Consider the following 13,683-nt stretch of genomic DNA (forward strand, 5'->3'; position numbering starts at 1 on the left):
CTCGCATAACAGGCTGTTAGATAACAAAAAAAGGTGCTATAGGATTCAGACCGCCCGGACGTTGATAGGTTCCCCGGCCATTTTCTTTTTCAGGGTACGCTTGGTACGGTCGATCACTTCACCCGCCAGTTGCCCGCAGGCGGCATCGATATCGTCACCACGGGTTTTACGAACAATAGTCGTAAAGCCGTATTCCATCAACACCTTGGAGAAACGATCCACCCGGCTGTTGGAGCTGCGGCCGTAAGGGGCGCCCGGGAACGGGTTCCATGGGATCAGGTTGATCTTGCACGGCGTGTCTTTCAGCACTTCCGCCAGCTGATGCGCATCGTCGGTGCTGTCGTTGATATGATCCAGCATCACGTACTCGACGGTGACGCGCCCCTGGTTGGCGTTGGATTTCTCCAGGTAGCGACGCACCGCGGACAGGAAGGTCTCGATGTTGTACTTGCGGTTGATCGGCACGATCTCATCGCGGATGGTGTCGTTAGGCGCGTGCAGCGAAATGGCCAGCGCCACGTCGATCATGTCGCCCAGCTTGTCCAGCGCCGGCACCACGCCGGAGGTAGACAGGGTCACGCGGCGTTTGGACAGGCCAAAGCCGAAGTCGTCCAGCATGATTTCCATCGCCGGCACCACGTTATTCAGGTTGAGCAGCGGTTCGCCCATGCCCATCATCACCACGTTGGTGATCGGGCGTTGGCCGGTCACCTTCAGCGCGCCGATGATCTTCGCCGCGCGCCACACCTGGCCGATGATTTCCGACACGCGCAGGTTGCGGTTGAAGCCCTGCTGCGCCGTCGAACAGAATTTGCACTCCAGCGCGCAACCCACCTGCGAGGAGACGCACAGCGTCGCGCGGTCGGCTTCCGGGATGTACACGGTTTCAACCTGCTGATCGCCGACCTTGATCGCCCACTTGATGGTGCCGTCGGCCGAGCGCTGTTCTTCCGCCACTTCCGGCGCGCGGATTTCCGCCACGCGCTGCAGCTTGCCGCGCAGGACTTTGTTGATGTCGGTCATCTGCTCGAAATCGTCGCAGCAGTAGTGATAAATCCACTTCATCACCTGATCGGCGCGGAACGGTTTTTCGCCCATTTCGGCGAAGAACTCGCGCATTTGCTGGCGGTTCAGATCCAGCAGGTTGATTTTGGCCGCAGCCGGTTGCTCCACGTTAACGGAGGGGGTAGTCAGCGAATTATTTTCAGACACGGTGTGCTCGGACGTGATGGGTTCTAACATAATGATCTCTGGCCTCGTTATTACACGTTATGGCGCTAAAGAATGGAAAGTAAGTTGTGCATTTCAGCCCGCGAGATTCGGGTGGCGGCACTAAAAACACGCCCCTGACAAGTCGTCTTATCAGGGGCGCGGCATTGTACAAATTTTAGTAGCGGGTTTCTATGGCTGAAAGGCATTCAGGGCATTTTTATTGTTTCAGCCGGTGAATGCCTCGCTATCAGCTCAGAAACGGCACGATTAACGTGCGCAGATTTCGCTTTCGTTGAAGAAGTAAGCGATTTCACGCTGTGCGGATTCAACGGAGTCGGAACCGTGAACGGCGTTAGCGGTGAAGCTGTCCGCGTAGTCGGCGCGCAGGGTACCGGCCAGTGCGTTGTCCGGGTTGGTTGCGCCCATGATGTCGCGGTTGCGCTGCACGGCGTTTTCAGATTCAAGAACCTGCACCATGATTGGGCCGGAGGTCATGAACTCTACCAGACCGTCGAAGAATGGGCGGCCTTTGTGCTCAGCGTAGAAGCCTTCAGCTTGCTCGCGAGTCAGACGCAGCATTTTAGCGGCGATGATTTTGAAACCGGCGCGCTCGAAACGCGCGTAGATAGCGCCGATGTCGTTGTTGGCTACAGCGTTTGGTTTAACGATGGAAAAGGTACGTTCTACGGTCATGATGGCCTCTGTATGACTTCCAAAACAGGCCGGTCTGCAATGTTGCCGGCCTTCTCAAGTGGCGCAGATTATATGTGCGCCGTTAACGCTTGCCTACGGGAAAATCAACATTTCATTAAAAAAATATGATCTTCCTGCGGCATTTCCGACCACGCGCCGCGTTACTGGGTCTTGTCGGTGGACGGGATCAAATTGCGCAGCCAGCTGCCCCAGCGGCGCTGATAAAACGGCTGCGTATGGGCGATCAGGTAGTGGCTGATGCCGCGCTCTTTCTCCGACACCAGGCAGAAATCGACCGGTTCGTCATTCGGCGCCGTTTCGCTGGCGACGCTGCCGGCCTCGTTGATCAACGCCTCGATCTCCGCCGGTTCTGCATCCACTTCCAGCCCGATCAGCAGATTCGGCTTCTCGTCCGCCGCCTGGTCGTGCATCAGCGCCAGAAACGCGCGGCGCACCGGTTTGCGCTGGCTAAACAGCGTGGTCAGCGCATCCACCATCGCCGACGGGTACTCTTCGGGCTGCCCCAACAGGATTTGGGTCTCTTTGTCGACGTAATGCTCAACCGGTTTGACGACGCCGCCGGTCGCCAGCAGCATCGCCACCTCTTCCGGGTAGAACTCTTTGCCGTATTCCGCCTTCGGGTTGAGGAACAGATCCGCGCCCTGGGTGATTTCAAACAGCACCCGAGCCGGCATGGCGATGAACGGCTGTTCGTCCTCAACGGCCTTCTGCAACGCTTCCAGCGAGGTGAAGAACGGAATGATGCTGCCGCCGTCCTGCTTTTCCCAATGCTGGATATTGACCGGCGTATCCGCGTTCAGCGTAATGTCGCCGTCCTGCTGCACCTGCTCGCTGTCGCCGAGGATCAGCACCGTGGCGTCGAGCAGTTCACGGAAGAACGCCGGACGTTGGGCCGGCTCCGTCACCGCCAGCTTCAGCAGGCGTTCAAGCTCGTTCTCGCTCGGGGCGGCATCGTGATGATGGGAACTCATGGCAAACTCCAGGGATCAAATAGCGAGGCCCAGCATGCTGGGCCCCGAAGATAATGCGCATTCTAGCGCCCGACGCGGCGGGCGTTCAATTATTTGGCTTTGCTCAGCAACAGATTGGCCAGGGTGCGCACGCCCAAACCGGTCGCGCCGGCCGACCACTGATCCACCGCGCCTTTGCGATAGGTGGCGGAGCAGTCGATGTGCAACCAGCCCTGTTGGTAATTCTTGACGAAGTGCGACAGGAAGGCCGCCGCAGTGCTGGCGCCGGCGGTATAAGCCGGGCCGGCCACGTTGTTCAGCTCGGCGAAGTTGGACGGCAGCTGGCTGCGGTGGAATTCGGCCAGCGGCAGACGCCAGAACGGCTCTTGCTCGGCGGCGGCGCTGCTCAGCAGCTCCTGCGCCAGCGCATCGTCAAAGCTGAACAGCGCGTGATAGTCGTTGCCCACCGCGGTTTTCGCCGCGCCGGTCAGGGTGGCGCAGTCGATAATCAGCTGCGGGTTCTGCTCGGCGGCATCGATCAGGCCGTCGGCCAGCACCAGGCGCCCTTCCGCATCGGTGTTCATCACCTCAACGGTTTTGCCGTTGCGGTAACGAATGATGTCGCCCAGTTTGAAGGCGTTGCCACTGACCATGTTGTCGGCGCAGCACAGGTACAGCTTCACGCGCTGCTTTAGACCGCGCGCCGCCGCCAGCGCCAGGGCGCCGGTGATGGTGGCCGCGCCGCCCATGTCGGATTTCATCGAATCCATGAAGGCGCTCTGCTTCAGGCTGTAGCCGCCGCTGTCGAAAGTGATGCCCTTGCCGACCAGGCAAGCGAACACCGGCGCATCCGGGTTACCGGTCGGGTTGAAGTCCAATGCCAGCAGCACCGGCGGACGTTCGGAGCCGCGGCCGACGGTGTGGATGCCGGCATAGTTCTGCTCGCGCAGATCTTCGCCCTTGGTGATGCGGTAGCTGACGGCATCGCAGCCGACGTCGCACATCAGATCGACGGCGCGGGTCGCCAGTTGCTCCGGCCCCAGCTCTTCCGCCGGCATGTTGATGGTGTCACGCACCCAGTCGACGATCTTCAGGCGCTTATCCAGCTCCTGACGCGCGGCTTCCGGCAGCTCGGCCCATTCGACGTTGCGCTGCCCTTTCGGCCCGCGATAGCCTTGCCAGAACGCCCAGCTGTTTTCCAAATCCCAACCGTCGCCGGCCAGCTTGACGTTTTTGATGCCCTGGCCGTCAATTTTGCGGCCCGCGCGCTGGATTGCGCCCAGCTTGTCGGCGCCGGTCAGGTGGATGGTCATCCCTTCGCCGTTGGTGCTCAGCAGCGCTTTCTCGCCCCAGCGGGCGTCGGCAGGTTGTTGCGACAGCGTGACCTGCATGAATTCTGTTGTCATAGCCTTCTTACTCCGGATGTTCCCTTTATTATTTCATTAGGGCTTTATTGCATACCCTATGGATTTCAAATTGCAGCTAGGCGCCCAGCGATCTCATCCCCAGGAGCTTACTCAGGTAAGTGACTGGGGTGTGATCGTGCAGGTAACAACGCTGCGGTTTGAAAGACGACGGGTATGTCGGATACAAAATAAACGGGCCGCCCATGGCAGCCCGTTACGCTATTTACTCCGCTTCATCTAACCAGACCAGCAGGATCGCTTCCAGTATTTTTTCGTTGGAAGCCTGCGGATCGTCATCGAACTCTTCCAGATCGCAGATCCACTGATGCATGTCGGTAAAACGCACGGTTTTCGGATCGGTGTCCGGGTATTGGTCGTACAGGGCTTCGCCGATTTCACGGCTGTCGGTCCACTTCAGTCCCATTATGATCTCCGGGTTGACGCTGCGGCTAACAATTAATGCTCACGCGCGTGGTTGACGGTGTAGCGCGGCATTTCGACCACCAGATCTTCGTCGGCGACCAGCGCCTGACAGCTCAGACGGCTTTCCGGCTCCAGCCCCCACGCTTTGTCCAGCATGTCGTCTTCCAGCTCGCTGCTCTCTTCCAGCGAATCGAAGCCTTCACGCACGATGCAGTGGCAGGTGGTGCAGGCGCAGGATTTCTCGCAGGCATGCTCGATTTCAATGCCGTTGCGCAGCGCAACGTTGAGGATCGACTCCCCTTTTTCGGCTTCCAGAACCGCCCCTTCCGGGCAAAGGTCTTGATGGGGCAGGAAAACAATTTTAGGCATGGTTAAACCTCATCCACAGAATGGCCAGCCAGCGCGCGGCGAATGGAAGCATCCATGCGGCGCGCGGCAAAATCTTGCGTTTGTGCATCTAATGTTTTGATGGCGTCTTCGATAGCGGCGGGGTCTTCACCCTGCGCCGCCTGCTGCAACGCCTGGGTCGCGGCGGCGATCGCCTGGCTTTCCGCCTCGCTCAGCAGCGCGGCGTCGGTAGCCAGCGCGCCCTGCAGGCTTTCCAGCACCCGCGCGGCTTCCACGCGTTGCTCCGCCAGCTTGCGCGCGCCCACGTCGCTTTGCGCGTTGGCCATCGAATCCTTGATCATGCCGGCGATTTCGTTGTCCGACAGGCCGTACGACGGCTTAACCTGGATCGAGGCTTCCACGCCGGTGGATTTCTCCATCGCGGTGACGCTCAGCAGGCCGTCGGCATCCACCTGGAAGGTGACGCGAATATGCGCGCCCCCGGCAGGCAATGGCGGCAGGCCGCGCAGCGTGAAGCGCGCCAGCGAACGGCAATCCTGCACCAGCTCGCGCTCGCCCTGCAGCACGTGGATCATCATCGCGCTCTGGCCGTCTTTAAAGGTGGTGAACTCCTGCGCGCGCGCCACCGGAATGGTGGTGTTGCGCGGGATCACTTTCTCCACCAGACCGCCCATGGTTTCGAGGCCCAGCGACAGCGGGATCACATCCAGCAGCAGCATGTCGCTGTCCGGCTTGTTGCCCACCAGAATGTCGGCCTGGATCGCGGCGCCGATGGCGACCACTTTATCCGGATCGATCGACGTCAGCGGCGTGCGGCCGAAGAAGGCGCCCACTTGCTCACGCACCAGCGGCACGCGGGTGGAGCCGCCGACCATCACCGCTTCCAGCACCTCGTCGGCGGCGACGCCGGCGTCTTTCAGCGCGCGGCGGCAGGCCATCAGCGTGCGTTTCACCAACGGAGCGATCAGCGCTTCAAACTGGGCGCGGGTCACTTCACCCTGCCAGCCGGCCACCTCGACGCGCACGCTGTCGGCATCGCTCAACGCGATTTTGGCGGCGATGGCGGCATCCAGCAGTTGGCGCTGCACGCCGTGGTCGCTGCGATCGGCCACGCCGGCCTGCTCGCGCAGCCAGTCGGCCAACAGGTGATCGAAGTCGTCGCCGCCCAGCGCGGAATCGCCGCCGGTGGCCAGCACTTCGAACACGCCGCGGCTGAGGCGCAGAATGGAGATATCAAAGGTGCCGCCGCCCAGATCGTAAACCGCGATCACCCCTTCCTGGCCGGAATCCAGCCCATAGGCGATCGCGGCCGCAGTGGGTTCGTTCAACAGACGCAGAACATGCAGGCCGGCCAGACGCGCCGCGTCTTTGGTGCCCTGGCGCTGCGCGTCGTCGAAGTAAGCGGGAACGGTGATCACCACGCCATCCAGCTCGCCTTCCAGCGCCGCTTGCGCGCGCGCGGACAGGGCTCGCAGGATATCGGCGGAGACGCCGACCGGGTTAACCGCGCCGGCGGCGGTGACGATCAGCGGCAGGCCGTTGTCGCTGGCCTGAAATTGATACGGCAGGTTCGGGTAACGTTGCTGCACGTCCGCCAACGAGCGGCCCATCATGCGTTTGATGGAGCTGACGGTATTGGCCGGATCCTGCGCCGCCTGTTGGCGCGCCTCCCAGCCGACGCGCTGCGCGTCCGCCTGATAATGCACTACCGAAGGGAGCAAATGGCGACCCTGTTCGTCGGCCAGCGTTTCCGCTTGCCCGCTGCGCACCGTGGCGACCAGCGAGTTGGTGGTGCCCAAGTCGATGCCGGCGGCCAGACGTCGCTGGTGCGGCGCGGCGCTGAGGCCAGGCTCACTAATTTGTAATAAGGCCATGTTGAAGCTTCCACAATCAGAATCAGAAGGTGTTACTCAAAACCCAGCAGTTTTTCTTCGAGTTGTTCAACCTGTTGCTGGAGTTTGTCCAAGAAGCGCAGCTTGCGCACGGTGTCGGCGGCGTCCGCCCACTGCTCACTGTCCAACTGCTGCAGCATCAGCGCGCTGCGCTGTTTGACCGAGGCGGCCAGCCGCGCGCCGAAATCGGCCAGCAGGCTTTCCGCCTCCGGCTTGCGCTCAATGGCGTCGAGCTCTTCGCGCAGTTCCAGCTGTTCCATCAGGAACGCGGTGTCGCGCATCGTATGCTGTTCGTTGCCCAGATCGAAGCCGTGCAACGATAGCATATACTCCGCGCGTTTTAACGGGTGCTTCAGCGCCTGGTAGGCTTCGTTGATGGTCGCCGCCTGCTGCAACGCCATCAGGCGTTCGCGCTCCGGCTGGTTGGCGAAACGATCGGGGTGGAATTGGCGCTGCAGATCCTGGAAGCGGGACGCAAGCAGGCTGCCGTCCACGGTGTAGCGAACTGGCAGCCCGAATAAAGTAAAGTAATCCATAGCGTGCTCTGGGCGTTAGCGGATGAAGTTCCCCCGCCGAAACGGGGGAGCACGATGGACTGTCAGACGTTGAAACTCTCGCCGCAGCCGCACTCGCTTGAGACGTTCGGGTTGTTGAACTTGAAGCCTTCGTTCAGGCCTTCCTTAACGAAATCAAGCTCGGTGCCGTCAAGGTAGACCAGGCTCTTGCCGTCGATGATCACCTTGATGCCTTTGTCTTCAAACACGATGTCGTCATCGTTGGCTTCGTCAACAAATTCCAGCACGTACGCCATCCCGGAGCAGCCGGAAGTTCGCACTCCCAGACGCAGGCCGAGACCTTTGCCGCGGTTCGTCAAAAACGCCTGAACACGCTGCGCAGCGCTGTCGCTCATGGTAATAGACATCACAACCTCACACTTCACATCAAAGCCCGGCGCGGCCGGGCCGACTCAGACAAATTACTTGGCGCTATGCTTGCTCTTATAGTCGGCAATCGCTGCTTTGATGGCGTCTTCAGCCAGGATCGAGCAGTGAATTTTGACCGGCGGCAATTCCAGCTCTTCGGCGATCTGGGTGTTTTTGATCGCTTCAGCCTGATCGAGCGACTTGCCTTTCATCCATTCGGTCACCAGCGAGCTGGAGGCGATGGCGGAACCGCAGCCGTAAGTTTTAAAGCGCGCGTCTTCGATGATGCCTTCATCGTTAACCTTGATTTGCAGCTTCATCACGTCGCCGCAAGCCGGCGCCCCTACCATGCCGCTGCCGACGGTAGGATCTTCGTTGTCGAAAGAACCCACGTTGCGCGGGTTTTCATAATGATCGATTACTTTTTCGCTGTAAGCCATGACCTTGCTCCTGAAACCTGAGAATTAATGATGCGCCCATTCGATGCTGTTGATGTCCACGCCCTGCTTGAACATCTCCCACAGCGGGGACAGATCGCGCAGACGGCCGATGGATTTACGCACCAGTTGAATGGTGTAGTCGATCTCTTCTTCCGTGGTGAAACGCCCCAGGGAGAAACGGATCGAGCTGTGCGCCAATTCATCGCTCATGCCCAGCGCGCGCAGCACATAGGACGGCTCGAGGCTGGCGGAGGTACAGGCTGAACCGGAAGAAACGGCCAGGTCTTTCAGCGCCATGATCAACGACTCGCCTTCAACATAGTTGAAGCTGACGTTCAGGATGTTCGGTGCGCCGTGCTCCAGATCGCCGTTCAGATACACTTCTTCCATATCTTTCACGCCGTTCCACAGACGATCGCGCAGGGTGCGCAGACGCGCCATCTCTTCGGTCATCTCTTCTTTGGCGATGCGATAAGCTTCGCCCATGCCGACGATCTGGTGGACAGGCAGGGTGCCGGAACGCATGCCGCGCTCGTGACCGCCGCCGTGTACCTGCGCTTCAATGCGGATGCGCGGCTTGCGACGCACGTACAGCGCGCCGATGCCTTTCGGGCCATAAATTTTGTGGCCGGAGAACGACATCAGGTCGACTTTCAGCTTGCTCAGATCGATAGGCAGTTTGCCCACGCTCTGGGTGGCGTCAACGTGGTAGATGATACCGCGCGCACGGCACATTTCGCCGATCGCTTCGATATCCTGCACCACGCCGATTTCGTTGTTGACGTGCATGATGGAGACCAGGATGGTGTCATCGCGCATCGCCGCTTCGAGATCCTGCAGGCTGATGATGCCGTTGCTCTGCGGCGCCAGGTAGGTCACTTCAAACCCTTCGCGCTCCAGCTGACGGCAGGTGTCGAGCACGGCTTTGTGTTCGGTTTTGCTGGTGATGATGTGCTTGCCTTTTTTCTGGTAGAAATTGGCAGCGCCTTTGATCGCCAGGTTATCGGATTCGGTCGCCCCGGAGGTGAAGACGATTTCGCGCGGATCGGCGCCCACCAGTTCGGCGATTTGGTTACGGGCGATGTCTACCGCCTCTTCCGCCTGCCAACCGAAACGGTGGGAACGGGAAGCCGGGTTGCCGAAAGTGCCGTCCAGGGTCAAAAACTGCATCATCTTCTCAGCAACGCGCGGGTCAACCGGCGTCGTTGCTGAGTAATCCAGATAAATCGGTAATTTCATTGCTCTTGTGCTCCGTACATCACTTCCAAAAACTAAAATAATTTCGCCAGCTGCTTATGCGCGCAGATTAACGTTGATAGTTTCTTGCGGACGACCGTTGGCCGTGCGGCGCGTATCGTTGTTTTGACGATCCGCCACCACCAGCACTTCCTGGTTGTTGACCAGTTCAGCCAGCGTAATGTTGTTCAGGAACCCGCTGATGCGCTCGCTCAGATCGCGCCACAGGGCGTGGGTCAAGCAGCGATCGCCGCCCTGACAGCCTTCTTTGCCCTGGCAACGGGTTGCATCTACCGATTCATCGACGGCAGTGATGACAGCGCCAACGGCGATCTCACCCGCGTCTTTACCCAGCAGATAACCACCGCCCGGACCGCGCACGCTGGCCACCAGGCCATTCTTGCGCAGACGGGAGAATAATTGTTCCAGATAAGAGAGCGAAATACCCTGGCGTTCGGAAATGTCCGCCAGTGGCACCGGCCCTTCCTGGGAATGCAGCGCTACGTCGAGCATAGCGGTTACGGCATAACGGCCTTTGGATGTCAGTCTCATAGCTCAATGGTTACCTGTTGGTCAAATATGGCCGAAAGTCTGACATTCCTGAGTAAAACAGTCAACTATTTAACCTAGTAATTAACTCAAGTATTAGCACGTTTTGAACTTAGCAAGAACAAAGGTATATAAAATACATGTTATAACCTTTGGATAACTAATACTATTGTCGCCCACCGTTATGCCACATCAATTAATTACCTTGATGTTTATCCTGTTTCTCGATCGAGGTCAGCATGCCGCGCAGGATATTCAGCTCCTGCCCTTCCGGGCGTGCGCGGGTGAACAGCCGGCGCAGGCGGCTCATCACCTGGCCCGGATGGGACGGGCGAATGAAGCCGGTACGCTGCAGCGTCTGCTCAAGGTGCTGATAGAAACGCTCAAGGTCGTCCACCAGCGGATACGGCGTCTCTTCCAGCTGCGGCGCGCCCGCCTGTTGGCGATCGAGGTAAGCCACGCGCACTTCGTACGCCAGGATCTGCACCGCCATCGCCAGGTTCAGCGAGCTGTAGTCCGGGTTGGCCGGAATGGCGACGTGGTAGTGGCACTTCTGCAATTCATCGTTGGTCAGCCCGACGCGTTCACGGCCGAACACCAGCGCCACCGGCGCGTGCTCGCCCTCGTGCACCGCGCGCACGCCGCATTCGCGCGGCTCCAGCATCGGCCATGGCAAGGTGCGAGAGCGTGCGCTGGTGCCCACCACCAGGCTACAGCCGGCGATGGCGTCATCGAGGGTATCGACGATGGTGGCGTTGCCGATCACGTCGCTGGCGCCGGCGGCCAGGGCGATGGCCTGAGAATCGGGTTTGATCAGCGGATTAACCAGATAAAGGTTGGTTAACCCCATGGTTTTCATGGCTCTGGCGGTCGAGCCCATGTTGCCGGTATGTGAAGTCTCTACCAGAACAATGCGGATATTGTGCAGCATACAAACTCTGAGCGTGGCGGAAAATCGCAGCATCTTAACACAGCCGTAGGCAATTTGCCGAACAGCTGCTATACTTCGCGCCGTTTCCTGTTCTTTAACATCCTAGTTGGAAGATACCCATGCATCCGATGCTGACTATCGCCGTGCGCGCTGCGCGCAAGGCCGGTAACCTGATTGCCAAAAACTACGAAACCCCGGACGCTGTAGAAGCGAGCCAGAAAGGGACCAATGACTTCGTCACCAACGTCGATCGCGATGCAGAGCATCTGATCATCGACGTCATCCGCAAGTCTTATCCGCAACACAGTATCGTGAGCGAAGAACGCGGTGAGCTGATCGGCGAAGATCGCGATGTGCAATGGGTGATCGATCCACTGGATGGCACTGCAAACTTCATCAAACGTTTCCCTCATTTCTCCGTTTCCATCGCCGTACGCATCAAAGGCCGCACTGAAGTGGCCGTGGTTTACGATCCGATGCGCAACGAACTGTTCACCGCCACGCGCGGTCAGGGCGCCCAGTTGAACGGTTACCGTCTGCGCGGCACCAACGCCAAAGATCTGGATGGCACCATCCTGGCGACCGGCTTCCCGTTCAAAGTCAAACAGCACGCAACGCCTTACATCAACATCGTCGGCAAGCTGTTCACCCAGTGCGCGGACTTCCGCCGCACCGGTTCCGCTGCGCTGGATCTGGCCTATGTGGCCGCCGGCCGCGTAGACGGTTTCTTCGAAATCGGCCTGAAGCCGTGGGACTTCGCCGCGGGCGAACTGCTGGTGCGTGAATCCGGCGGCCTGGTCACCGACTTCGTCGGCGGCCACAACCACTTCAGCTCCGGCAACGTGGTAGCAGGCAACCCGCGCGTCGTGAAAGCCATGCTGGCCACCATGCGCGAAGAACTGAGCGAAGCGCTGAAGCGTTAATCGCCAGAAGCGAATCGAAAAAAGCGCTGCCGATGCTGCGCTTTTTTTATGCCCGTTAGCGGGAGAAGGGGCGGATGCCGCCGCCGAATTCCGGCTGCGCGCTGACGTACAGCAACAGCCCGGCGGCCAACAGGATCAGGCCCCCGGCCAGCGCCAACGATCCCCAGGCCACCGCGCTCCAGGCGGCGGGCGCACGCGAGCGGCTAAGGCGCACCGCCAGCCGTCGGCTGTAATGCACCAGCAGCGCCAGCATGGAGATGGTCAACGACGTGCCGAACGCCATCGCCAGCGCGGAGATCACTCCCCAGCCGAACACGCCGATCACCTTAGAGAACAGCAGCACCAAAATCGCCCCCGAACAGGGACGCATGCCCATCGCCAGCACGATGGCGGTCTGGGTGCGCCAATCGCTTCCCGCCTGCAGCTCGCTGTCGCTCGGCAGATGCCGGTGGCCGCAGCCGCAATCGGCGCTGTGCACATGCTCCGCCGTCAGCGGCGTCAGGCTGTTGATGCGCAGCGCCGGCGCCGGGCGCATCGCCTTGATCGCCGCAAACAGACGTTTCAGCGCGCGCCAACTCAGCAACACGCCGAGCAACATCACCAAAATAAAGCTGCCCTTCTCCAGCCAGAAGCTGCTTTGGTGCAGTTGGCGCGAAGAGAGCTGCAATACCACCAGCATCAGCGTAACCAGCGCGATCGCCACCCCGCCCTGCACCAGCGAAGCGGCGAAGGTCAGCTTCAGGCTGCTTTTCAGCCGCGCCGGGTGAGTGGCCAGATAGGTGGCGATCACCACTTTGCCGTGGCCGGGGCCGAGCGCATGCAAAACGCCATAGCCGAGGCTGAACAGCGTCAGCGCCAACCCTGCCTGCTGCGGCGCGGCCTTCACCTGCTGCAACAACCCCGCCATCTGCTGGTGCAGCGCTTTTTGCCATACCACGCTCTGCATCAGCAGCTGCGGCCAATAGTGCCACGCCAGCAGCGCGGCGGCCGCCAGCGCCAGCGTGAACGGCAGCAGCGGCCACAGGCCGAAAGCCCAGTGGCGCCGGTTTATCGTCGGTTGCGAGAGATTCAGCGACATTGCAGCGTCACCCGCTGGGCGAACTGCTGCCCCAGCGCCAGGTCTTCGCCGGGCGAGTCGTTCTTGTCGAGCGACAGCGCATAGGCCTGCAGCGACGCATTCGGCTTCGGCGTCATCAGCTTGTAGCTGCACAGTTGCGCCATCTCCGGCGGCAAATGCAGCGCATTTTGGTCTTTATAGGTCATATCCACGAAATAAGTCGGATCGTAAGTAGAAAGCTCGAACGGCTTGCCCGCCAGCGGCTGCGGCTCGGCCAACGGCAGCACGAACTCCAGTACCGCCTGGTTGCCCTGGCGCGACAGGTGATATTCGCTGGGCAAGTTCAGGTATTTCACCGGCTTGCCGTCGCGGTAAAGGTCGGTGAAATAGTGCTGCCCCAGCACGTTGGCCATCACTTCCGCCGCCAGCTTTTTCCACACTTCCGAATCGCTCTTGGCGTTTTTCGCATCGTAGAGCAGATCCGCCGAGGTGATTTCATCCATCACCCACACCATTTTCAGGCCGACCAACCGCTGATCCTTGGCGACGAAGGTGGTGTTCATATCGATAAAGCTGTGCGGATGCGCGATCGCACCGGCGCTGAACACGGCGCCAAAGGCAGCCAAAAGTCGACGTAACTTCATCATTATCCTGCTTTACTATATTTGTTATAACGTAA

At 59.9% G+C, this 13,683-nt stretch carries 16 protein-coding genes; 1 reads left to right on the forward strand and 15 read right to left on the reverse strand.

From position 1 onward, the window contains the following. Window positions 1–45: 45 nt before the first annotated feature. From ACORQT_RS18765 to trmJ, 13 genes are all read right to left on the reverse strand, one after another. The gene (locus ACORQT_RS18765; protein WP_004941426.1) at window positions 46–1,242 is read right to left on the reverse strand and encodes a bifunctional tRNA (adenosine(37)-C2)-methyltransferase TrmG/ribosomal RNA large subunit methyltransferase RlmN; all 1,197 of its coding nucleotides are present in this window, start codon (window positions 1,240–1,242) and stop codon (window positions 46–48) included. Window positions 1,243–1,479: 237 nt separating this feature from the next. After that, window positions 1,480–1,905, reverse strand: coding sequence for a nucleoside-diphosphate kinase (gene ndk / locus ACORQT_RS18770; RefSeq protein ID WP_004941424.1), 426 nt, complete (start codon window positions 1,903–1,905; stop codon window positions 1,480–1,482). Window positions 1,906–2,066: 161 nt separating this feature from the next. Next, window positions 2,067–2,897 (reverse strand): enhanced serine sensitivity protein SseB, encoded by an 831-nt coding sequence (gene sseB, locus ACORQT_RS18775; RefSeq protein ID WP_164057281.1) that lies wholly within the window; start codon window positions 2,895–2,897, stop codon window positions 2,067–2,069. 89 nt (window positions 2,898–2,986) lie between these two features. Then, window positions 2,987–4,282 (reverse strand): aminopeptidase PepB, encoded by a 1,296-nt coding sequence (gene pepB, locus ACORQT_RS18780; RefSeq protein ID WP_044030667.1) that lies wholly within the window; start codon window positions 4,280–4,282, stop codon window positions 2,987–2,989. A gap of 223 nt (window positions 4,283–4,505) precedes the next feature. Then, a complete protein-coding gene (iscX, locus tag ACORQT_RS18785) occupies window positions 4,506–4,706 on the reverse strand; it encodes a Fe-S cluster assembly protein IscX (protein ID WP_006327336.1) in 201 nt (66 codons plus the stop codon). A 32-nt stretch (window positions 4,707–4,738) separates the two neighbouring features. Further along, complete coding sequence (gene fdx / locus ACORQT_RS18790) at window positions 4,739–5,074, reverse strand: ISC system 2Fe-2S type ferredoxin (RefSeq protein ID WP_004941417.1); 336 nt, start codon at window positions 5,072–5,074, stop codon at window positions 4,739–4,741. Window positions 5,075–5,076: 2 nt separating this feature from the next. Next, a complete protein-coding gene (gene hscA / locus ACORQT_RS18795; RefSeq protein ID WP_072627128.1) occupies window positions 5,077–6,927 on the reverse strand; it encodes a Fe-S protein assembly chaperone HscA in 1,851 nt (616 codons plus the stop codon). Between the two features lie 32 nt (window positions 6,928–6,959). After that, the gene (gene hscB, locus ACORQT_RS18800) at window positions 6,960–7,481 is read right to left on the reverse strand and encodes a co-chaperone HscB (RefSeq protein ID WP_033644094.1); all 522 of its coding nucleotides are present in this window, start codon (window positions 7,479–7,481) and stop codon (window positions 6,960–6,962) included. A 62-nt stretch (window positions 7,482–7,543) separates the two neighbouring features. Beyond that, window positions 7,544–7,867 (reverse strand): iron-sulfur cluster assembly protein IscA, encoded by a 324-nt coding sequence (gene iscA / locus ACORQT_RS18805; RefSeq protein WP_004941410.1) that lies wholly within the window; start codon window positions 7,865–7,867, stop codon window positions 7,544–7,546. A gap of 54 nt (window positions 7,868–7,921) precedes the next feature. Then, window positions 7,922–8,308 carry a Fe-S cluster assembly scaffold IscU gene (gene iscU, locus ACORQT_RS18810; RefSeq protein ID WP_004941408.1) on the reverse strand — a complete coding sequence of 129 codons (387 nt, stop codon included), beginning with the start codon at window positions 8,306–8,308 and terminating at the stop codon, window positions 7,922–7,924. 24 nt (window positions 8,309–8,332) lie between these two features. Beyond that, window positions 8,333–9,547, reverse strand: coding sequence for a cysteine desulfurase (iscS, locus tag ACORQT_RS18815; protein ID WP_015378780.1), 1,215 nt, complete (start codon window positions 9,545–9,547; stop codon window positions 8,333–8,335). Window positions 9,548–9,601: 54 nt separating this feature from the next. Next, window positions 9,602–10,096 (reverse strand): Fe-S cluster assembly transcriptional regulator IscR, encoded by a 495-nt coding sequence (gene iscR / locus ACORQT_RS18820; protein ID WP_004941404.1) that lies wholly within the window; start codon window positions 10,094–10,096, stop codon window positions 9,602–9,604. A 193-nt stretch (window positions 10,097–10,289) separates the two neighbouring features. Continuing rightward, entirely contained in the window at window positions 10,290–11,024 is a 735-nt protein-coding gene (gene trmJ / locus ACORQT_RS18825) for a tRNA (cytosine(32)/uridine(32)-2'-O)-methyltransferase TrmJ (RefSeq protein WP_025303916.1), read from the reverse strand. Window positions 11,025–11,143: 119 nt separating this feature from the next. On the opposite strand from trmJ, the gene suhB reads away from it, so the two are divergent. Next, the gene (suhB, locus tag ACORQT_RS18830; protein ID WP_033644096.1) at window positions 11,144–11,947 is read left to right on the forward strand and encodes an inositol-1-monophosphatase; all 804 of its coding nucleotides are present in this window, start codon (window positions 11,144–11,146) and stop codon (window positions 11,945–11,947) included. 55 nt (window positions 11,948–12,002) lie between these two features. On the opposite strand, the gene ACORQT_RS18835 is transcribed toward suhB, so the two are convergent. Both ACORQT_RS18835 and ACORQT_RS18840 read right to left on the reverse strand, forming a co-directional pair. Then, entirely contained in the window at window positions 12,003–13,025 is a 1,023-nt protein-coding gene (locus ACORQT_RS18835; RefSeq protein WP_164057282.1) for a nickel/cobalt transporter, read from the reverse strand. Continuing rightward, window positions 13,016–13,651 carry a DUF1007 family protein gene (locus ACORQT_RS18840; protein ID WP_033651572.1) on the reverse strand — a complete coding sequence of 212 codons (636 nt, stop codon included), beginning with the start codon at window positions 13,649–13,651 and terminating at the stop codon, window positions 13,016–13,018. Before ACORQT_RS18840 ends, ACORQT_RS18835 begins: the two co-directional genes overlap by 10 nt. Between the last annotated feature and the right edge of the window lie 32 nt (window positions 13,652–13,683).

The organism is Serratia sp. (in: enterobacteria) (genome assembly GCF_052400455.1).
Classification (GTDB): domain Bacteria; phylum Pseudomonadota; class Gammaproteobacteria; order Enterobacterales; family Enterobacteriaceae; genus Serratia; species Serratia ureilytica.

Coding starts and splice junctions, on each gene's coding strand:
- sseB (WP_164057281.1), bottom strand. CDS start 2,897: ATGAGTTCCCATCATCACGATGCCGCCCCGAGCGAGAACGAGCTTGAA.
- suhB (WP_033644096.1), top strand. CDS start 11,144: ATGCATCCGATGCTGACTATCGCCGTGCGCGCTGCGCGCAAGGCCGGT.
- iscX (WP_006327336.1), bottom strand. CDS start 4,706: ATGGGACTGAAGTGGACCGACAGCCGTGAAATCGGCGAAGCCCTGTAC.
- pepB (WP_044030667.1), bottom strand. CDS start 4,282: ATGACAACAGAATTCATGCAGGTCACGCTGTCGCAACAACCTGCCGAC.
- ACORQT_RS18765 (WP_004941426.1), bottom strand. CDS start 1,242: ATGTTAGAACCCATCACGTCCGAGCACACCGTGTCTGAAAATAATTCG.
- ndk (WP_004941424.1), bottom strand. CDS start 1,905: ATGACCGTAGAACGTACCTTTTCCATCGTTAAACCAAACGCTGTAGCC.
- iscR (WP_004941404.1), bottom strand. CDS start 10,096: ATGAGACTGACATCCAAAGGCCGTTATGCCGTAACCGCTATGCTCGAC.
- iscS (WP_015378780.1), bottom strand. CDS start 9,547: ATGAAATTACCGATTTATCTGGATTACTCAGCAACGACGCCGGTTGAC.
- trmJ (WP_025303916.1), bottom strand. CDS start 11,024: ATGCTGCACAATATCCGCATTGTTCTGGTAGAGACTTCACATACCGGC.
- ACORQT_RS18835 (WP_164057282.1), bottom strand. CDS start 13,025: ATGTCGCTGAATCTCTCGCAACCGACGATAAACCGGCGCCACTGGGCT.
- iscU (WP_004941408.1), bottom strand. CDS start 8,308: ATGGCTTACAGCGAAAAAGTAATCGATCATTATGAAAACCCGCGCAAC.
- hscA (WP_072627128.1), bottom strand. CDS start 6,927: ATGGCCTTATTACAAATTAGTGAGCCTGGCCTCAGCGCCGCGCCGCAC.
- hscB (WP_033644094.1), bottom strand. CDS start 7,481: ATGGATTACTTTACTTTATTCGGGCTGCCAGTTCGCTACACCGTGGAC.
- ACORQT_RS18840 (WP_033651572.1), bottom strand. CDS start 13,651: ATGATGAAGTTACGTCGACTTTTGGCTGCCTTTGGCGCCGTGTTCAGC.
- fdx (WP_004941417.1), bottom strand. CDS start 5,074: ATGCCTAAAATTGTTTTCCTGCCCCATCAAGACCTTTGCCCGGAAGGG.
- iscA (WP_004941410.1), bottom strand. CDS start 7,867: ATGTCTATTACCATGAGCGACAGCGCTGCGCAGCGTGTTCAGGCGTTT.